Annotated in this window: 16 protein-coding genes and 1 pseudogene; 10 read left to right on the top strand and 7 right to left on the bottom strand. The window is 43.2% G+C overall.

All coding sequences use genetic code 11. From position 1 onward, the window contains the following. The first annotated feature begins 127 nt into the window (after nt 1-127). The 3 genes from BET10_RS08965 to BET10_RS08955 are packed head-to-tail and all read left to right on the top strand — an operon-like array spanning nt 128 to nt 3429. Entirely contained in the window at nt 128-1837 is a 1710-nt protein-coding gene (locus BET10_RS08965) for a COG3014 family protein (RefSeq protein WP_070985112.1), read from the top strand. A gap of 4 nt (nt 1838-1841) precedes the next feature. Next, nucleotides 1842-2456, top strand: a complete 615-nt coding sequence (locus BET10_RS08960; protein ID WP_070985109.1) for a penicillin-binding protein activator LpoB — start codon at nt 1842-1844, stop codon at nt 2454-2456. Next, nucleotides 2446-3429 (top strand): LPP20 family lipoprotein, encoded by a 984-nt coding sequence (locus BET10_RS08955; protein WP_070985107.1) that lies wholly within the window; start codon nt 2446-2448, stop codon nt 3427-3429. Before BET10_RS08960 ends, BET10_RS08955 begins: the two co-directional genes overlap by 11 nt. A 396-nt stretch (nt 3430-3825) precedes the next feature. Here BET10_RS08955 and BET10_RS08950 read toward each other — a convergent pair whose 3' ends face one another. After that, nucleotides 3826-4800: a transposase gene (locus BET10_RS08950; RefSeq protein WP_070985106.1), complete on the bottom strand. Its 975-nt coding sequence runs from the start codon at nt 4798-4800 to the stop codon at nt 3826-3828. 117 nt (nt 4801-4917) lie between these two features. Between BET10_RS08950 and BET10_RS08945 the strand changes: the two are divergent. Further along, nucleotides 4918-5319, top strand: a pseudogene (locus BET10_RS08945) (DDE-type integrase/transposase/recombinase); the annotation flags it as partial. A 156-nt stretch (nt 5320-5475) separates the two neighbouring features. Here BET10_RS08945 and yejK read toward each other — a convergent pair. Further along, a complete protein-coding gene (gene yejK, locus BET10_RS08940) occupies nt 5476-6489 on the bottom strand; it encodes a nucleoid-associated protein YejK (protein ID WP_070985104.1) in 1014 nt (337 codons plus the stop codon). A gap of 65 nt (nt 6490-6554) precedes the next feature. Between yejK and BET10_RS08935 the strand changes: the two genes are divergently transcribed. From BET10_RS08935 to BET10_RS08915, 5 genes are all read left to right on the top strand, one after another. Further along, nucleotides 6555-6767 (top strand): YejL family protein, encoded by a 213-nt coding sequence (locus BET10_RS08935; RefSeq protein WP_070985102.1) that lies wholly within the window; start codon nt 6555-6557, stop codon nt 6765-6767. 4 nt (nt 6768-6771) lie between these two features. Continuing rightward, a complete protein-coding gene (locus BET10_RS08930) occupies nt 6772-8268 on the top strand; it encodes a DUF3413 domain-containing protein (protein ID WP_070985101.1) in 1497 nt (498 codons plus the stop codon). 61 nt (nt 8269-8329) lie between these two features. Beyond that, a complete protein-coding gene (locus BET10_RS08925) occupies nt 8330-8803 on the top strand; it encodes a hypothetical protein (RefSeq protein ID WP_070985099.1) in 474 nt (157 codons plus the stop codon). A gap of 60 nt (nt 8804-8863) precedes the next feature. Then, entirely contained in the window at nt 8864-10594 is a 1731-nt protein-coding gene (aceK, locus tag BET10_RS08920; RefSeq protein ID WP_070985094.1) for a bifunctional isocitrate dehydrogenase kinase/phosphatase, read from the top strand. Between the two features lie 21 nt (nt 10595-10615). After that, nucleotides 10616-11554: a LysR family transcriptional regulator gene (locus tag BET10_RS08915; protein ID WP_070985089.1), complete on the top strand. Its 939-nt coding sequence runs from the start codon at nt 10616-10618 to the stop codon at nt 11552-11554. 52 nt (nt 11555-11606) lie between these two features. Here the strand turns inward: BET10_RS08915 and BET10_RS08910 are convergent, their stop codons facing one another. Next, complete coding sequence (locus BET10_RS08910; protein ID WP_070985087.1) at nt 11607-13259, bottom strand: hypothetical protein; 1653 nt, start codon at nt 13257-13259, stop codon at nt 11607-11609. 317 nt (nt 13260-13576) lie between these two features. Here BET10_RS08910 and BET10_RS08905 point away from each other — a divergent pair, with 317 nt between their 5' ends. Next, nucleotides 13577-15022 (top strand): PD40 domain-containing protein, encoded by a 1446-nt coding sequence (locus BET10_RS08905; protein ID WP_070985084.1) that lies wholly within the window; start codon nt 13577-13579, stop codon nt 15020-15022. 188 nt (nt 15023-15210) lie between these two features. Here the strand turns inward: BET10_RS08905 and BET10_RS08900 are convergent, their stop codons facing one another. Genes BET10_RS08900 through BET10_RS08885 form a run of 4 tightly spaced genes read right to left on the bottom strand, consistent with a single transcriptional unit; the run spans nt 15211 to nt 20165 of the window. Continuing rightward, nucleotides 15211-16218 carry a phage late control D family protein gene (locus BET10_RS08900; RefSeq protein WP_070985082.1) on the bottom strand — a complete coding sequence of 336 codons (1008 nt, stop codon included), beginning with the start codon at nt 16216-16218 and terminating at the stop codon, nt 15211-15213. A 10-nt stretch (nt 16219-16228) separates the two neighbouring features. Further along, nucleotides 16229-16444, bottom strand: coding sequence for a tail protein X (locus BET10_RS08895; protein WP_070985079.1), 216 nt, complete (start codon nt 16442-16444; stop codon nt 16229-16231). Nucleotides 16445-16455: 11 nt separating this feature from the next. After that, nucleotides 16456-16902, bottom strand: coding sequence for a phage tail protein (locus BET10_RS08890; protein WP_070985077.1), 447 nt, complete (start codon nt 16900-16902; stop codon nt 16456-16458). After that, nucleotides 16902-20165 (bottom strand): hypothetical protein, encoded by a 3264-nt coding sequence (locus BET10_RS08885; RefSeq protein ID WP_070985072.1) that lies wholly within the window; start codon nt 20163-20165, stop codon nt 16902-16904. Before BET10_RS08885 ends, BET10_RS08890 begins: the two co-directional genes overlap by 1 nt. Between the last annotated feature and the right edge of the window lies 1 nt (nt 20166).

Raw genomic sequence — 20166 nt, 5'->3', positions numbered from 1 at the left:
CCGAACAGTAATAAATTGTAAAAACGATTTTTAACAATTTATTGCTTTTCAAATGCTTTGTGTTTATTTAAGTTAATTGCAGTAGTTATTCAAATCGTCTCTTTTCGACTGAACATAGGATGTGTCATTGAGTGCCCGCATAAAAAAAATTACAACATTGTGTATCGTTTATCTCCACACTGTATTACTTAGTGCATGTAATATTACGCAGTTTAATCAGCCCTCACCCGCTCAACTTGCTCAGCAAGGGAACTTTATACAGGCTAAACAAAACGTTACCCAAAATTATAATAAAACTGGGAACGATAGACTACTGTATCACCTTGAAATGGCGAGTCTACTCCAGTTAGAGAAAAACTACCTTGAAAGTAACGAACAGCTCGCAGTTGCGCTGACGCTAATAGAGTCGTTTTACACGCAAAGTGTTACCGAGCTGGCATTGGTACAGTTTAGTGGCCCAACCTACTCCACCTATAAAGGTAAAGCCTATTATCTACCGCAAATTCATATTATGAAAGCCCTCAACTATAATGCACTGGCAAAACTTCATCCTAGTGACTCTGGGCATTATTACGACGCAGCACTCGTTGAAATGCGTCAACTCGACGTTTTTTTAAGCCAACTCAAAGCGCAAACTGGTGGCTATGATGTAAAGCAAGACGATAACTTCCTATCAAAAAAAGTTTATCAGCTGCTCAAGCCCATTTTTGCACCTAGCGATTTACTTGAAAACATTGATTATAAAGATGATGCATTTGCTCATTTTCTCAGTGGCGTATTATTTGAACAAAGCGGTGAATGGGATGCAGCTCGTCTGCAATATGAACGAGCAATGTTTATGTACGAAAACGGCTTTTCACAGCAATATAAATTGCCTGAGCAAATAGCAGAGCAAACCCGTTTAGGGTTAATCCGCGTTATGCGCAGAGCTGGCGGCTATGATAGTCAATTGCAAGCACTCAAACCAACAAGTGAGCATGAAGCGGCCTCTGCTGCAAATGTAACACTGCTACAAAATATTGGTATTGCACCAAAAAGGAAGCAGCTCAACTTGCTGCTGCGTGCGGACACTGAGTCAAAAGCACTGGTGATGACACCCATCCTGCTTGGCAATCATAAAGAACGACAGGCACAAATGCGTTGGTTCCAGATGCTTCATGCAGACACCAGCATATTTGATATGATGCAAAACTATATCTTGGGTGATGTGGGTGATGTTGCAATGGGCGCGCTCACTAAACGTTTACCTCTGGGGCCATTATGGGAAGATGCAGTAAAACTAGGTGTTGTTGACGCACTTCAATTTGGCGCCCGAATCTCCGTCACCTATCTTGAGCCACTTGATAATCAAGTAACACATAGTGAAGTCTGGTTAAATGGCCAACCGCTCACCACCTTACTCCCCTATCACTCTGTGAGCTTATTGACATTGCAAGATGCGCTAAAACAGGCCAATACCGAAATCCATGCTGCGCTAAGCCGAGAAATACTCAAAGCCTTGTCTGCTAGAAAGGCATTACACAAAGTCGGGTTTGAACAAAATGATCTGTTTGGGAACCTAGCAAAGCTGACCTCCTCAGTCGTGAATGCGGTTACGGCCTCAGCGGATACAAGGCAGTGGCAAACCTTACCAGCGGAGATACGCGTCGCACAACTATCGCTCCCCACTGGTGAACACGACATAACAATTAAAACTTATTTGCGCTCTGGGCATATTATTGAGCAAAGTGAACATATCACTGCCAATGACGCCATGAGCCTTTGGCATACTCGCACTTTTATGAAGGCACAAAGCGAGCAAGCCTCACTCACCAACTCAACTTTGAACATGGAATAATGGTATGAAATACAATCGCAAGCTACTTAAATTAGTCCCTTTTGCGGTAATCTCGACACTTGCACTGAGTGCCTGTCAAAGCACCAAAGTACAGCGTATAGATGCTAATCAAGAAGTGGCGCTATCAGATAAATGGAATGGTAAAGACTCTCAGCTTGTTTCCGAGGCAATGATCAGCGACATGTTGAGCTTCCCGTGGGTTAATGATCACCTCAAAAAAGAAGGAACTCGCCCTGCTATCATCATTCAGTCTATTCGCAACAAATCACACCAGCATATCGCCGTGGATACGTTCTTGAACGATTTGAAACGTGCAATTTTGCGCTCTGGCCAAGCTGACTTCGTTGCCAATAAGGAGATCAGGCAGGAAATTAGAGATGAGCGTAAAGATCAAGAACTTAACGCTAGTCTAGAAACACAAAATGAAATGGGACAAGAGCAAGGCGCTGACTATGCGTTATCCGGTACTATCAACTCTTTTGTAGATCAACAAGGCGGCACACGCGTTACATTTTATCAGGTTGACCTGCGTCTGATTGATATGACCAGTAATCGTGAGGTTTGGAATGGCCAAAAGAAAATACAAAAACTGCAAGAGCGATCAGGCTATGGTTTCTAGACTAACAAGCATATTATGCATTAGCACATTGATGCTAAGCGGATGCCAAACAACGGCCACGCAGCCCACTGAGGTTGCTCAGCCACAATGGTTAACCAGTACACCAAGCTCTGATTATTTGATTTATGGAGTTGGCATTGCTGACAGTGTCGGTGACAAGCAAAATGCTAAGCTTGCCGCTCAGGAGTCTGCTCGACTTGCACTAGCTAAGCAACTCAATGTCACCATTGCTGCCCACACCACGGTTGCACAATCAGCAACCGAAAAGTCGATGCAATATCACGTCGATGAGCTGATCAGTAGCAAAGTTCCAAATATCTTACTACAAGGCGTGAAGATAGAAGACGAGTTTTGGCAAAACAATACTGCCTATGCATTAGCTTCATTTAATCGTACTGAAGCGGTTATGCAAACAGAGTTAAGCATTCATGCGCTTGATGAAGAAATTATGCAGATTTCACTCTCTAAACAAAGCAAGTCACAACGCCTAAAACAGGCAATCAGTTTACGTACTCTGGCCGTAAAAAGGCAAAAACTGAACGACTATTTACAGATGTTGCAAAGCCCTAAGCTCCCACTGTCCAACGACGTACTATCGCAATTATCACTTAGCGAGCATGTACTCAACACACTGAGCTTTAGCATTGTTGCAGACTCCTCAGAGCATAATAATATTCGCGATATGATGGCCAGTTCACTGTCGAGCAATGGTATTCAAATCAGTAAGAATAACGCTGATTTTGAGCTCGCTTTTCGTGTTAATTGGCAGGAGGTATTCAAATCCGGCACCCATTACAGCATCGCCGAAAGTTTTATGGTGGTAAAAGAACAAGGTATGGAAAAGGCCCACTTCAATGACAAAGTGAAAGCCGCGTCTTCTTATGCGCAAACAGCCAAGCACAACGCCATGCAAAAGTTAGCTGATAAGCTGTCACAACAACTTGCGCAGTTTATCGTCGATGGCGGTGTATAATTTAGTCGCAGCTAAAAAAGCTTAATTTGATTAGGTCTTAGCTTGATCTGTCAGAGCCGACGAGTAGGACCTAATCAAATCTGACTGTCTCATTTGTGCCATAAACTGACCTTCAAGCGTAACTCGTTTTTGCCCCATTGTGAGTTAACGTTAATATACTAAAGGGCAGTTTTGAGCATTAATACGTGGACAGCCTCTTTAAAAATAGCCCCTCTAAATCTAGCAAAACAATTCGCCGACGTCACTTCCATATATTATCAAACTATGTACCTTTAAAAGACTATTTAAAATGTCTCATATGGGCTACTAGGTATTTATTCCTGTAGTTTGCCCACGACTACCCCTACCCTTTCTTTTTTGCATCTGAGCACATTATTTATGTGGAGTAATTGTCGATTAGGTCAGTAACGCTTTGCTATTGTTGATGCTTCGCCGTCGCTTCAAAGTAGCGCGCTCACAATACATATCTAGTGCTCTTTCTTTACCTATAGCACCTTTAAACACCTGTTCAAATTGGGTGGTCAGTTTTAGCCAATTCTCTACTTTGATATTTAATCTCTCTAAGATTGGCGCTTGATGTTGTGCTATGTAACCTCGCTTGTCTGTACGAATACATTTCCCTGTGAGTTCAACAAGCTCTAAGTAGCTTTTAAGCTCAAAAGGTAAACCCTTTGGCATGTGTTTTCTTGGGTTGCCCGCAAATCGCGCCAGTTGTTTTGGTTGTTTACCCACTTTGGCATGTTCACAGCGTTGTTTAATACTGGTATGGTTTGATTCTTCTGGTGTTTTAGCTATCTTCGCCCGAATCGGGTTTAAGTCCACATAGGCCATACAAGTCATCAAAGCTGCTTCATCGAGTAAAGCCTGCGATTTAAAGCGCCCTTCCCAAAATCTACCTGTACAATTATCTTCTCGATTTGCCTGGCGTGCTATGCCTTCATTCAACACCCGCATAAACCAGCTAATACTCGATAAACGATTGCGATATTCTTTTATCTCTTTGTTCAAGAAGAACCGCTGCCCTTCGTCTAAACGCTCTCCTTGCAGATATTTATGGCTTAGAATTGAACCTTTAAACAGCTTATGCCAACGTATAAGTACCGCCCTATCACTCAATCTCTGTGCCTTTTTATCATCCACATACAATACAACATGGGTATGATTGCTCATCACTGCATACGCGCAGACATCAATACAAAATACTTGCGTTAAAAACAGTAAGCGTTCTTCTACCCACCCCCTTCGATGCTCATATGATTTACCCGTAAACTTATCTTCTCCGCACAAAAATGCACGGCGAACACACCGTGAAACACAATGATAATATCTAGTATCCGACAAACTGATTTGTCGCTTCCTTGCTAATCCCATCGTTCACTCCTTGAACTTTGAATTTGATCTGAATTTTGAAGAAACTAAAGCTTAGACAAACCACCCCAACATTCAAGTTGGGGTGGGTGTCCACGATTTAACATTCACGATTTAACATCAGCTCGACCGGACAGTGAACTAACGAAAAAAGCTTTAAGAATGGCTTATGAAAGCCGAGGTAACCCAAAGCGAGTGCTATTCCATAGTGATCAGGGCTGTCATTATACGAGCAAGAGCTTTCGTCAGTTACTCTGGCGTTATGGCATGAAGCAAAGTCTTTCACGCAGAGGAAACTGTTGGGATAATGCGCCAATGGAGCGCTTTTTTAGAAGTTTTAAAACAGAATGGATGCCTAGAGTGGGATATCGAAGTATGGCTGAGGCATCGGGAGCAATTTCGCAATATATAGTGGGTTATTACAATCGGTATCGACCTCACAAACACAATAATGGTTGCTCACCGATTATGAAAGAAAAGCAATACTGGGAAACTTATAACGAGGTGGCCAAAAAGTATTGACCACTACAGTCCACGATTTACGCGACGCGATTTAACGCGCGGGGGTGGGTGTCCACGATTTATCTCCACGATTTATCAGCAACATTGTAAGCGCAGATATGAATTACGACACTTAATGCCGCAGTTTATAACCTGCGGCAATATCCACCTAGAAGCTTACTCATTTTCTTCATAAAAACGTTGTAACTGATCTTTTAGATTCGGTGGGATCCCTTTAATAGTTAAAGTATCGTTGCGCGCATCATAGACAACTCTTTCACCTAAATGCTTACGCTCAAACCCCACGCTTACGCCACCCCCTAGGCCAGAAAACTTCACCATAGTGCTAACGGTTTTCTTGTCTACGGGGAAAGATTCTGCAAGATCGTAACCTTGCTCTTTATAGAAATCGTCAAACGGTGCATCAGAGGATTTAGACAGCGTTTCAGATAAAGATTCGATGTTGGCATCTTCCCCAGAAGCAACACAATCATTACAGTAGTCGAATACTTCCTTACGTAAGGTGTCCTTTTCCTGCTTATTGAATTGTTGCTCACTTAGGTAATCTTCCACCGCGTCAAGCATCACTTGTGATTGTTGTTTTGGGTCAATCCCTTCTTCACAGCCTAAAAAGTCTAAGAAAAAGTCTGCGACTTTACGTCCTGCTCTGCCCTTTATGAACGAGATGTAGCGTGCATCATCAGGTTGTGTATCCCACGCCGTCAAGTCAATCCTAGCCGCCAGCTGCATACGAGAAATATCTAAATGTCGAGATGCTGACAAATCAAGCTCGGAAGTAATTGAATAATGTTCTTTGATATTGATTAATGCAATGAGTACATAATCTGTCGCCACATATTGGTATTGACAAAACACCAAATAGCCAACTTCATTAAACGCGTATTTATTCAGTTCTTCTTTTAAAACCTCTGTTGCTTGCTGCGTAAAGTGCCAAAACCCCAGTTCATTGTTACGATAACTCTGCATTGCAGCAGACACTTGACTGTTTTTTTCACCGCTGAATGCGCAATACCCTTTGCCTGGTTTGCCATTGTAAGCATGATGTAACTGTTCAATGAACACATTAACTTTATCGTTAATTTGCATTTCATCTTCACGTAAGTGGATCTGCGTATCTTCATCGTGCTTGTCGACATAATGTACAACTAGCTTATTCACCTCTATGCTCATGTTTGTTTTTCACGCCTCTGGTGTTAAAATGAAAAAATTATAACTCTTTAATATTGAACCAACTGATGCCTATCCAATCTAAATATTCCAACGAACAAGTTGAACAAATTGTTGACCAGCTAATTGATGTGCTCACTCAAGCGCAGGCACCGGTTGATTTGAGTCTTATGTGTTTAGGAAATTCTATCACGCATATTTTAAAAGAGCATGTGCCTGAAGCGAAAAGACAAACAGTTGCGGATAACTTCTCTAAAGCGCTCGTACAATCGGTAAAATAACTGGATGAATTTAACCCCTCAAAGCCCGTTTTCGTCTAAAGCTAGCCAACTTCTTAGTTGGGGGCACTGGTTTACCTTTGCAAACATCGGCTTAGTCTTACTGATCAGTATCAGTTACTTACTTGCAGATAAGCCACCCACGTCAGCGTTGGGCGGCTTTTACATGTTGATTACTTGGCTAAGTCATACCAGCTTTATCACGTTTTGCGCCTTTGTTTTGACCATATTTCCTTTGAGTCTTGTATTTCCGTATCCAAGGCATATAAGGGGGATGGCCGCACTACTGGCAACATGTGGGATCTCAACTCTCTCTCTTGATGCTTTTGTATACTTTCAACTTGGCTATCACTTAAACATTCAAGCACTACCAGAGATCTTATCTTTGCTTTGGGGAAAGTTTAGTGTTTCACCAATACTCGTTTCTGTTTTAGCTGTGGGCTTTATTTTAGCAGTATTTGTTTTTGAGTTGCTGGCAGGCAATCGTGCATGGCGACATCTAGCTGAGCTAAAACAATATAGATTTCCAAAATATGCTACCGCCATTTTAGTAAGCTGTTTTGCAACCAGTCACAGTATCCATATATGGGCTGATGCTAATGCCTATTTTGATGTCACCAAACAAGATAATATTCTGCCATTGTCTTATCCGACAACGGCAAAAACACTATTAGCTCGCCATGACCTATTAGATATCAAGCAATACGAACAAGCGCGAGACATCAGCTTAACAAATGCACAAAGCCAATTTGCATTTAATAGGCCACTACCGAAATGCCTGCCACAAAATGAAATACCAGCTACAGTGGTGGTATTTGAACAGCACGCTGCATTAACCGCGTTTGCTAACAAATATCAGCTACAACCAACAGCTCAATTATTACAACCCTCTGACCATAATGACGCAATTTTTAACCTTGTGTACGGGTTGCCTGCATACTATAAATCGGCGATGTCACAAAACGAGCAACCACCTTGGAGTTCTGAGGGTCAGCTTGTCAGTGTCAGTGGGTTAAGTTTTATCGATGATATAGACGTTAAAGAAGCACCTATAAAAATTATCAGTGCTAATCAACTTAATACCGATAAAAATATTGAGGGCCCAGTTATTGCGTTTTCTCTAGCGCCTCACAGTACCGATATTGTCTACAACGGTATGTTTTACAGCAACTATTTTGATGCTGTAGATCAGCCTACTTTTAAGCAATTACACGACATCATGTATACGCTTGTTGCAAGTCACTTAGGCTGCCCTCAGCTTGCCACCAGCACTATGTTGGGTAGAGATCTCAAGCACTCGATCAGTAATGAGGGAGTCAACTATACGCAAGGTGTGCTGGTTGCTTTTCGTAAAGACCGCATAACACTTGTTAGCCAAGACGGCAGCTATAAAAATGTTTCTGGTACTGAGGGTTTTGCGATTGATCAAAAGTTGGATATTCCATTTTTAATCAATAATATCAAAGTGTTGAAGAAGTTTTCATCACAGAAACATACGCCATAATTTGCCATTTCCTAATGTTTGTCTATCTTTGTGTTAGGAGAATTTAACAAAAGGAAAAACTATGATACGTAGTATATTTGTTCTGGCATTATTACTTTCCCTTCCTAGCCAAGCTAAAACAATCGTTAACTATTACAAATGCGTTACTGAGAGAGGGACTGTTTACAGTCAGTTTCCTTGTGCTGGTAACGCCACTCAACATACGCTTACCAACGTAGATCCTAAATCGGGTATGACTTCCGAGCAACATTACAAAACGCTCAATAATCTTGAAAAGCAACAGATCATCCGCAATCTAAAAAATGAATTAAGAGCGAAAAAACACGAAGCCGCTATTTTAACTCGTGAACGAGATCAAGACACACGTAATCAACAGCTTCGGGTTAATCGCATTATGGATGACAAAGAACGCAAAGAAACACTTGATGACATCAAACGCCAACTTAAAGCCATCAACAAGGTCTATCACAAACAGGCCAAAAAGCTAAACAAGCAAATCGCTCAATTAGAAAGAAAACTTAAACGTTACGAATAAGTGACACAAGTGCTAAAAAAAGCTAACCTAGCAAGAGGTCTTACCACTTGAGGTATTAGCGTGCACTCTTTTACTATTGCAGAGCTGATTTTGGCGGGATTTACCGAGCATTATCAGCGCTTTCAAAGCATCACAAAACAGACTGGGCTAGCATTTTCACAACAAGACTGGTCGAGAATTCAGCAAATTAGTAAATCTAGAATTAGCCATTACGATGAGCGTGTTGAAGAAACTGTAGAACGTTTAAAAACATCACTTCCCTGTACGAAACTCGATGAGTCCCTTTGGTATCAAATTAAAAAAGATTACTTAGAGTTACTTAGCTTCCACCCCCAAGCGGAGTTGGCCGAGACCTTTTACAACTCCGTTTTTTGTCGCCTGTTTCACAGGCGCTATTTTAATAACGACTTTATTTTTGTTGAAACCACTTTAAAAGATGCACCTGCTCTGCCTGTTGAAGCAGAGTATCGCAGCTATTTTCCCGTTGTATCAGGGCTAAAACCGACCATACAGCGGATCATAAAACAGATTGACTTTAAGTGTAATTTTCAAAATTTAAACCGAGATATCAAACTATTAATGAAGGCCTTTATGCGTCAGGCGCCGGATACACACCACCGAAGCCATATGATGCGTTTTGATATACTGCAAGCGCCATTTTACCGTAATAAAGGGGCCTATATTATTGGCCGAGTGGTTTCCAAAAGTGGTATCCAACCTTTTATCATCTCGGTACTTCACCATGAAAAAGGCGGGCTATACATAGATGCGCTGCTGACTAATTCATCGCAAATGAGGGTGATTTTTGGCTTTGCTCGAGCCTATTTCATGGTAGAAACTCATGCCCCCTCCGCCTTGGTTAGATTTTTAAACCAACTCATGCCTAATAAGACTCCCGCTGAGCTTTACAATGCCATTGGTTTTCATAAACAAGGTAAAACCGAGTTCTACAGGGAGTTTTTGGATCATTTAAAAAATAGCCAAGACCAATTTACTCTCGCACCAGGTACACCAGGCATGGTAATGATGGTATTTACGCTCGAAAACTTTCCCTATGTATTCAAGGTGATTAAAGATAAGTTCTCTGAGAGTAAACCTTTTGGGCGAGACACGGTACTGGCGCGTTATCACTTGGTTAAAAACCATGACCGTGTTGGCAGAATGGCTGATACAATCGAATACTCTAACGTGGTTATCCCTAAATCTCGTATCGCCCCTGAGTTGTTAACGCAACTGCGTAGCACCATCTCAGAGAGCTTGTTAGAGGAAGGTGATATGTTGATTATCAAGCACTTGTATATTGAACGACGTATGACCCCCCTCAATCTGTACTTGCACAATGCAAGTGACGAACAAACTGAAGTTGTCATGAGGGACTATGGAAATGCTATCAAAGAAATGCTCCAAGCCAATATTTTTCCAGGCGATATGCTGTTAAAAAATTTCGGTGTCAGTAAACATTTGCGCGTAATTTTTTATGATTATGATGAGGTTCAGTATCTCACTGATATGAACTTTAGGGATATGCCAAAAACTGACTTATCCGACCTATATTCGGGTATTGATGAGCACTCCGCGGCACCACAAGATGTATTTCCAGAGCAACTGTGTACATTTGTTCTCACAAACCCTACACTCAGGGCCATATTTGAAAAAGCTCACCCAGAGCTTTTATCAGCAAGTTACTGGCAACAAGCACAGCTAGATGTTAAAAATAAGGTTGTAAAACATATATTTCCTTATCCACAAGAGCAGCGCTTTATCCACAAGAGCAGCGCTTTATCCACTTAGATAAAACCATAAAGGAACGCCGTGAACATTAGTAAAATTGACCTTAACCTCTTAGTCTACCTAGATACGTTACTGCGTGAGTGCAACGTTACTCGCGCTGCAAACCAGTTAAGTATCACTCAGCCTGCAATGAGTAATGGACTAAAACGGCTACGTAATTTATTCAATGATCCGATTTTAGTTCGCACTAGCGAAGGAATGGTTCCCACAGAACGAGCGCTTGAACTGCAACCCGTCATACGCGGTATTTTAATGACGTTGGAGGAAACGCTCGCACCAAATAGGGAATTTGTCGCCAGTCAAAGTAATCGTGTCTTTCGCATCATGGCCAGTGACTACGCAGCCAGTACCTTGGCTCCTAAGTTACTAAATAAACTTCATGAGGAAGCGCCAGATACCACCCTAGATATTCTCACACCAAGTGATGTTACCTTTCATGATGTAGAAAATGGCAAGGTTGATATGGCGATTAACCGTTTTGAAAATTTACCGCAATCGTTTCACCACAAGCAAATTTGGAAGGATAGTTTTTGTTGTTTAATTAAATCCGATAACCCTATCATCGACAACTTTAATCTGGACGCATATTTGAAAGCTCGTCATATTTGGGTGAGTAAAACCGGTTTTGGTGTGGGTGTGGGTATGGACCCTGCGGATGTACAAAAACTTGGTTGGGTTGATGAGGCGCTCGCACATTTTGGCAAACATCGTAATATTGCAACGTTTACTCGTAACTATCATGTTGCTATACATTTAGCAAAAGAACAGAACTTGGTCGCCACTTTACCTTCAAAAGCAGCGAACATCTACAAAGATGACCCTGCAATAGCGATTTTAGAACCGCCTTTCCCTATTCCACCGTTTGAGCTAGATATGATCTGGAGCCCACTGTTACACCGTGACGCCAGCCATATTTGGTTAAGACAGAAAATTGCAGAAGTAGCGCAAGAACTTAAGTAGTTAATCTGCTCTAATGCTGGTGTGGTGCTGACTACACCACACCAAAAAGCAGCTACTCTTCAGCAGGCCAGCCAAATGGAATGACCGGAACACTCAAACCTCTGGCCGCAATCGCCTCTGGTACAGTCATTGTTGAATCAGTTGGTGTCCATAAATCATTACTAAACGCGAGCGTACTGTCTTCTAATGCTGTATCTCCAAGCGTGCCACTGGCGTCTATATCAAACAAAAACGTACCTAAGCCATCATAGTCACAACTTACCGTTGGCGCGTATTCTATATTGGCGCGATGATCAGTTCCTAAATACACATTCAAAGTGGAGTCAAACTCAAAAAACTGCCTTTGCGTTTTACTGACCAAAGTATGATCAGCGCCTGGGCCCGCCCAATTACAAATAAACCCAGATATCGTGCCATCGGTGTCGTCAATTGATGTACCATAACCAAAGTGTGACTCGCCGTTATCGAGGCTTGCATCGTTAAAACCAATATTAAACACTCTGCTATGACTATCTCCAGCACCGGCCTGCCACACATGGGCATAATCACCTGCTAAGGTAGTTAGGTCAAAGTCAGCACCATAAATTGAAAAGTTCTCGCTCCAGCCATCAGGGTTCGATACCGCATTATAAATATTATCAACATCAACAATATTATTGCTATTGAACACGTTGGCTACACTGTGACCACATAAGGTCCCACTGCGTGCTTGCAGCACTATGTTGTCGCCATTTCTTTGATAGGCGATTGACCCCGCTAGTGTTCTCTCATTTTGCGAGCAATTCATGCCGGGAAATTCAATGCCTGATACGCCGACCTCTCCCTCTACGGTATATCGTAAATACCCCTCATACTGCTCAGCATCAGCGCTTGGTACATGTGTCATATCGAGCGTAATGGCATACACATCACTACCCACTTGATAGCTCAACTCTACTTGATATAGCCATTGCGTGGTTGTTTGCTCAATACTCGCATTGCTAAAGGTGACATCGGTAATACCGGCATCATTCATTAACCCAGTTACATCGAGCGTGCTACCTACCGCAGGAAGGCTGCTACCATCGGCGGTGGCAACAGCAACCATACTGGCCAACGTCATCAATGACATAGTCGTTTGTGATTCAATGCCCTCCAATAAGGCATTCGTTTGCGCTACAGCACAGGCATCGCCACTGTCATCAGAGACTAACCAAAGGCCTAAATCTCCACTGGGTAAGCTTCCGCTTGCGCTACTTGGGCTGGGCGCATCTGGGTGACCACTGTACATGACTACCGGGCCGAAACAACTGGCGTTGTGGCCAGTTACATAAAAAGCGCCCACATCAAATGTGTCACTAATTGAAGTATCGCCCTTTAGAATTGCATCAATCAGCTCTGTGGCAGAAAAATAACTCGGTACAGTAGATATACTTGTATCGTACATGCCAAAAGCTTTTTGCTGCCCCTCTGCACGTCTAGAAAATGGCGAGGTTGTCATAAACTTTGCAGGAAACACAACCGCCAGTTGCGGGTTTTCAGGGTCTGGCTCAGGATCTGGATCTGGTTCAGGATTTGGCTCAGGGTCTGGTTCAGGGTCTGGGGTTGGGTCCGGGGTGTCACTATTATTATCGGGCACTTGCGGCTGCGGTGTAGTGGTTGAGTCGTCAGATGAACAGGCAACGCATAGCCAGCTGACGAAAAGGCAGAGCAATAGTTTTTTCATGTGGTAACCCCTTTGCAACAGAGTCTTATAGGCTTAGCAAAAGCCTCATGTAAGTGCAAAGTAAAATTTAGAGATTTACACGGTAGCGCTGCAGCTTGAAATTCAACCTTTCATCTATGTTATTATTATTGTTGCTTATATTTTATTCATCATAAAAAATAGTCTATCTAATTGGCAAAAAAGTATCCTCACAATTGGGCTGTTCAGGTCACGTAAGCCACATTGTTTGAAAGAAGTTATCGTGTTTCAAGGTCTTCATCAACATCGTCCTATTTAGCTCGCTACTAACATGTACTGTGTTTAGAGGAACAACAACTATGAAAATCATTGTCGGGGGACTGACCGCCTTATGTGTCGCTCTTTCTGCGAACGCTGAACTCATCACGTCACTATCCAGCACAAAAAGTGAATATAATCTCAATTTTCACCCCAAATTTGGACGTGTTCTATTAGCACGCTCAGACCGAGATTTTGAGAATGCCAAAGTTTGGGAATACCAGCACCAAGACAACAGTTATACCACCCCAAGGAAGATAAACCTTGGCCCCACTGAATTTAAATACTCAGATCCCATGTATGTGCCAAACAGCCACAAAATTTATTTCATTTCAGACAAACCTATGCAAAATAAGGGCAATAGCAGAGACTACAATATTTGGCATGCGACGTTAATGAATGGGCAAGCTACTGAAGTCACTCCTTTGAACACACATATTAATTCCAAAGACGATGAATTCGGCCCAGAGCTACATCAAGGAAGATTGTATTTCTCCAGACGGCATGATCGTCACTATGCACTTATGTCAGACAGAAAAACACACCAAGATGTGACTCTGTGGGATGCTATCCCGAGACAGGATGATATTGAGATGCGCAGTGACTTGACCTTTTCACCGGACGCAAAGGTAGCGGTATTTTGGCAAATATCAAAAACGTCACCACAAGCAGATATTTATGCCAGCCGATTGATATCGGGGCAATGGAGCTCTCCTATCAAGCTATTAGCAGGTGTCAATTCTCAGTTTCATGAGATCAGCCCACAGTTCTCTCCCGATGGGAAATGGTTATACTTCAGTAGTGAACGTCCAGAACCTGGTTTCGCGCTGTTTAATATTCACAGAGTCAGTACCGAGCAGGCATTTCCAAAGCAGTGGTACAATGCGCACTTTGCACCTAAAAAGTTAAATCTTTTAGCTGATGTAAATACTTTAAAAGCCATTACTGAATTTACTTACACGCTCACACTACACAGAAAAGATAACACCACTAAACAACATGTGCGGGTTAATTACCAACCGTTTCGCCTAAAGATCCTAAGAGATAACACTCAATATGACTTAGGTAATAAAACAGGTATAAAAACTGACCTACATACCCAGCGAAAAGTTAAAATGAGCGAGCAAGAAATTGCCAAAGAACTGAGGTCATTACGACTTAATTTTTTAGATTTATTCAAAAAAGACGATACACGCTTATATAGACAGTATAATGAAACTTCACCACATCAATATATTTATCGGGTTGAGTCCTCTGGCATCGCCCCATTTAGTATTCTAGTTGACCAACACAAACAAAAAATATTGCGGCTCTTTTACGATAACTCCAATATTGGTATTGAGTCAGATTATAAGAAAATAGATGGGATATGGTGGCCTCATGCTTTTTCATTCCATGTAGATAATGAAAAAGTAGCCACAGGCGTATTTTCTGATATGTGTATCGCTTTCATTAATGACAATAAAGATAAATGCGAAAGTATATAGACTTGATTTATTAGGAAGGAGGCCAGAGCCTGCACGTAGTGTACAGGGTGGCCTTAGTTGGAGAAAGGAATCGTTGGTAGGATTTTAGAAGGGGGTTACACATACGAGCCGCGCAAAAAGCGAGCAGTTCGCAGTGTTTAATTTTTGTTTTTGAAGTTGCTGCTGCTTATGATCAGCAAGGCATTGTGTTAAGCCAGTTGCTCACAAACCAAATGCGAGCGAAAACCTTGCTTATTAATACAATGCTCAACTTCACTGACAAACCAGCTGCCATCTAAGTCGCTTTTAGTATTGGTTATTTTGACAACGGCACCGGCAACAATTTGCGCATTACCAATGCAAGAGATGTGAATACTGGTGCTGGCGCGTTTTAGGCGGTTATGTTTGGCTTTAGCATAGCGTGTTGCGGTAGCTTCATCTGGGTATACATAAGGTAATACAACACTTGGACCGTCACTACCTACCTTCACAGGCACCTTTAGTGCGGTGTCAATGTCGTAATAAAAAGCTGTCACATCGCCTACCTTTCGACAGGCGTCTTTGTCATAGCGCCAGAGCAAGATGTCGCTCGTGTGGAGTTCAACTTCTTTTAAGGCTTGACCGGATAACGAGCGTCCAGTACCTCTGGCCATGAAAATCAGTTTGTCATGGGAGATTTTTAAGATGGCATCAAATTGCTCTGCAAGCGACGTTAATAACTGAGCATCACTTTCATTTTGTTCAATATGTGGTAGCTCAATATTGGTAAAGGCATCACCCACTTTGGCCTCAAGACCATATTCGCCAGCAATATCGGATACCAGTTCACCCAATTTTTTGGGCTTTTTAGGATCCTCAGGCCAGGAACGTTGTTTCGGAGCTTTCAGTGTAGTGTGCCACAACAGTTTGTTGCCAAATAATTCCAATGAACGTACAGGACCTGACAGGCTGAATTCTCCCACTTCAAACTTTCCAAGTGGGTGTAAAGTCGCACTTTTGTCTTCATTACCCTCTTTATAGCCCATCGCTATTTCAACAATGTCGGTCGGCTTGGGCTGCTGAATTGGCGCGACTTCCAAGTTGTCAAAGCGTACATAGCAACTATCACTCACCAAACCGGTTTTCAGCTTGACTGTGACGTTAACAACACGGTCGATCAGGCGCTGAGCGACCTCTTTTCCATTAGTTTTAATGGAAAACTGAGGTTGAATATCCATGATTAACTCCTCAGTCCCAAATGTTGATAATGTTCTGTTGCACTGGTTTTTCAATTACTTCAGGAAGAAATATCGCGATGTTCTCTGGGTAAATAGCACCCAACTCAGCCAAACCATGGTTCGCTTCAAGCACCATTTCAACCATCGTGCTGCTGCGGCCATAGTGGTGCCAGCAGATATTGTCTAAGCAATCACCATCACGTGTAATATAAGTTACCCCGCTCATTGCTCTTCTCCTTATTTGGTATTGCCGTCGTAACGCTCTAAGGTCATTTGAAATTGGATCTCTCTAGGAATACCATCATTGAGAAACAGTGAACGCTCTTCATTGATGGATTTAATAATCCACTTCCCTAAAATCCTGCCAACGGAGGCATCTGACTTACCATTAACTTTGACATAACCAAGTGTCAGCGGCTTGCCCTTCGCCGCTTCTGCTCTCATATTATCAACCTGACTCAATCCATCTTTGACAAGTTGAGGATAAATCGTGCCATCAAGTGTGATAGTTTGTGCCCCCACCCCAACAAACTGCTGGACTGGGCTGTTACCTTCCGTTTGAGAATCTTGGTTCTTCCAACGATACTCCGTTGCGTAAGATAATTTGCTAAACGCCGCACTGCTCACAGAAAACTTGTAGTCTCCCAGCTGCATCATGTGCGACGCGTGACTTACTTTAGCCATTAAGCTACCTCATCAATATATCGCAAGCGCATATCACGCTGTGCTTGCTGTTGTTTTTCCTCAAGAACCAGCTTGATTTGTTCAGCAATATCCAATGCCGACATCTCAGGCGTTGCATTAACTGTAATATTGGCATTAACGGTAACGCTGCTATTAACATGCTGTGCGGATGATTTGTCGCTGCCCGCTGTTTGTGCAAGCGTATTCAGCTCACTTGGATTAGTCACCAAAGCATCTGCTTTTTGCTCATCAAGTGACTGTGCTGAAGATGATTTGTGACCTGCCTGCTGCTGTTGTGCCTTAGCACCGGATGAGCTATCACTCGCCAAGGCTTTAAACGAGTCACCTTGCTCATAACTTGGGTCATTAGCCGCACCACCTAAAGACGCATCTACATTGGCGATATTTAAAGACTGGGTTGTTGCATTGCCCTGTTGCGTGGCATTGTTTTCATCAACCGAGTCTTCCAAAGAGCTGCCAAACCAGTCGCCTAAGAAGCCCCCTAACGACTCACCACCAAACGAACCAATTGCTCCGCCTATCGCGCCACCTATCAGCGTGCCAACACCTGGGATGATTGAGCCAATCGCCGCCCCTGCCGCAGCACCTGCAAGCGCGCCCCCAGCGCCACCTGCTGCCGTACCTATCTGCTTAGACTTTTCTCGTTTACTGAGACTGTCATCCGCCAAAGTACCACCAATATCCGCCGCACTCATAATGGTTCTAAGTGGGCCGGTAAATCGGCCTAGCGTTTTGGCGAGCGGGTTTTTCATGAGCCCTTTGAAGAAGCCACTCATTTTAGGTTTTGCACGTGAGCTGCTGCCAAAGGTTGGGTCATTTGCGGCTATGCCTTTACCCAGTTTTGCAGCGTTCACAGATTTAGGTTTGTTAGTCGCAGCACCTTGTTTAGGGCTATCTTTACGACCGCCATCCAATACCTTTAACGCAGGTTTTGCTTGCTTGCCTTTGCGCTTATTAGGCTGACCCTTATCCGTGTCATCCTGAGCATCCTTCACCCATGGTTGAGTGTTGCTACGCGGTTGCGATTGACGGCTTTTCGCCCCTCTTCGCTTAGCTTTTTTACCCTTCTTATTACGTCGTTTATTGCGCTTTTTCTGCTGGTCTTTCTCTTGTTCAGGCGCCTCATCAAGCGCATCTTCTGGTTCTGCAAATTCAAAGAAGTCTGACGCTGCATCCCCGATGGAAGACAAATCACCATTGAGAATGCCTTTGAAGTCTAACTTGCCTATTGCCGATGAGTGTTCTTCAAATGCCGCAGCAGCATCGTTGAAACCAAACGACTTAAGTAGATCAGGACCAGCCTTGACCATGGACTGTAGATCACCATCCATAATCCCCTTGATGTCTAGCTGCTTTAAGCCCGGCATCGCGGTTTGTAACGCGTTGGCAGGACCCTCAAGGTTCATCGCCTTGAGTAAATTGGGGCCTGCATCCAATACCGAAGATAAATCTCCCGATGCGATGCCTTGTAAGTCCAATTGCTTTAAGAGCGGCATGGCGGTTTGTAACGCGTTGGCAGGACCCTCAAGGTTCATCGCCTTGAGTAAATCGGGGCCTGCATCCAATACCGTTGATAAATCTCCCGATGCGATGCCTTGTAAGTCCAATTGCTTTAAGAGCGGCATGGCGGTTTGTAACGCGTTGGCAGGCCCCTCTAGGTTTATCGCCTTGAGTAAATTGGGGCCTGCATCCAATACCGTTGATAAATCTCCCGAAGCAATACCTTGTAAATCCAATTGCTTTAAGCCCGGCATCGCGGTTTGTAGCGCGTTGGCAGGACCCTCTAGGTTCATCGCCTTGAGTAAATCAGGGCCTGCATCCAATACCGTAGATAAATCTCCCGAGGCAATACCTTGTAAGTCCAATTGCTTTAAGCCCGGCATCGCGGTTTGTAGCGCGTTGGCAGGACCCTCTAGGTTCATCGCCTTGAGTAAATCGGGGCCTGCATCCAATACCGTAGATAAATCTCCCGAAGCAATGCCTTGTAAGTCCAATTGCTTTAAGCCCGGCATCGCGGTTTGTAGCGCGTTGGCTGGACCCTCAAGATTTATCGCCTTGAGTAAATCAGGGCCTGCATCCAATATCGAAGATAAATCTCCCGATGCGATGCCTTGTAAATTTAACTGCTTCAGCGCAGGCATGGCCTGAGTCATCGCCTTTGCAGCGCCTTCAAGATTAACCGCTTTTAAAAGTTGTGGCGCAATATCTACAATCGAAGCCAGATCGCCTTCAACAGCGCTTTGCACATTTAGCTGACCCACATCAGGCAGGTTTATAGGTGCTCGCTTTTTTGAATCTGAATTTTGTGCCTGTTCTGAAGCATGCCTTTTAGTCGCACGCTGTTTTTTGTCAAACGCTTTGTCGCTCGTTGCAGCGCGGGCTTTAGACTTTTTGTTCTTTTTAAGAGTCGGGTTGGCTGGTGTTTTGGCTATCAACTTATTCGCTGAAGGCGGTTGCGATTGAAGCTTGTCTAACGGTTGCTTTTTGTAGTTTGCCTTTTGCTGCTTTGGCGCTTTTTTACCAGCGTACGCCGTGTTGTTCGTAACATTCTTTACGTTCTGTGTGCTAACGCCTTTTACCTTTAAATTAGCAACAGTATTTAGCAACTCTCGTATCGCATTGCTTACGCCAACTTCAACACTGTTTGGCAACTCACTAGTAAGCGCCTCGATTGAATTAGTCACAGCACCAATTGACCAGTCAAGCGATGTTAGGCTGTCATCCAAAGATTCTACATCGATTGCATTGAGCAAGCCTTGAGTGCTGGACTGCACAGATACTAGGCTTTCACTCATGACACTTTGCGCGTCTAGCTGGCGCAGTGATGAGTCTTCAATCGTAAGCAAACTCTTATCAACGCCAGCACTATCTGGTGCTGACGTTGAAGCAGCTGGCGCAGAACCACTGGCTATTTCTAAGCTCTGGCTCGTTTGCATTTGCAAACTGCTATTGAGGTCCAACAAATGGCTTCGCAAATCAGCAAAGTGACTTGCCATCAGTTCATTCACATTGAATTTGGCAAGCAAACTCAGTAATGCTTCAAGTGGTTTAGTGTCAAATGCCAAAGCGTGTGATTGCAGCTGTTGCATCACCTGTCCAAGTAATTCGGCACTAACGCTAATATCTTCATATGGCTGAATTTTTGGCAGCTTATTTTTCACTTTATTGTCAGCAGTTCCCTGCACAGTAGATGCACCCTGTTGTGTGGTGCGATTTTGATCAGAAGGATCCACAAATGTCATA

This window comes from Pseudoalteromonas amylolytica, assembly GCF_001854605.1.
Taxonomy (GTDB): Bacteria; Pseudomonadota; Gammaproteobacteria; order Enterobacterales; family Alteromonadaceae; genus Pseudoalteromonas; species Pseudoalteromonas amylolytica.
The sequence above is the reverse complement of the archived record's forward strand: the minus strand, read 5'-3'. Positions and strand labels throughout refer to the sequence as shown.

Bases quoted from the DNA above. Each gene is read 5' to 3' on its own strand.
- BET10_RS08960 (WP_070985109.1), top strand. From the start codon at position 1,842: ATGAAATACAATCGCAAGCTACTTAAATTAGTCCCTTTTGCGGTAATC.
- BET10_RS08955 (WP_070985107.1), top strand. From the start codon at position 2,446: ATGGTTTCTAGACTAACAAGCATATTATGCATTAGCACATTGATGCTA.
- BET10_RS08950 (WP_070985106.1), bottom strand. From the start codon at position 4,800: ATGGGATTAGCAAGGAAGCGACAAATCAGTTTGTCGGATACTAGATAT.
- yejK (WP_070985104.1), bottom strand. From the start codon at position 6,489: ATGAGCATAGAGGTGAATAAGCTAGTTGTACATTATGTCGACAAGCAC.
- BET10_RS08935 (WP_070985102.1), top strand. From the start codon at position 6,555: ATGCCTATCCAATCTAAATATTCCAACGAACAAGTTGAACAAATTGTT.
- BET10_RS08930 (WP_070985101.1), top strand. From the start codon at position 6,772: ATGAATTTAACCCCTCAAAGCCCGTTTTCGTCTAAAGCTAGCCAACTT.
- BET10_RS08925 (WP_070985099.1), top strand. From the start codon at position 8,330: ATGATACGTAGTATATTTGTTCTGGCATTATTACTTTCCCTTCCTAGC.
- BET10_RS08910 (WP_070985087.1), bottom strand. From the start codon at position 13,259: ATGAAAAAACTATTGCTCTGCCTTTTCGTCAGCTGGCTATGCGTTGCC.
- BET10_RS08905 (WP_070985084.1), top strand. From the start codon at position 13,577: ATGAAAATCATTGTCGGGGGACTGACCGCCTTATGTGTCGCTCTTTCT.
- BET10_RS08900 (WP_070985082.1), bottom strand. From the start codon at position 16,218: ATGGATATTCAACCTCAGTTTTCCATTAAAACTAATGGAAAAGAGGTC.
- BET10_RS08895 (WP_070985079.1), bottom strand. From the start codon at position 16,444: ATGAGCGGGGTAACTTATATTACACGTGATGGTGATTGCTTAGACAAT.
- BET10_RS08890 (WP_070985077.1), bottom strand. From the start codon at position 16,902: ATGGCTAAAGTAAGTCACGCGTCGCACATGATGCAGCTGGGAGACTAC.
- BET10_RS08885 (WP_070985072.1), bottom strand. From the start codon at position 20,165: ATGACATTTGTGGATCCTTCTGATCAAAATCGCACCACACAACAGGGT.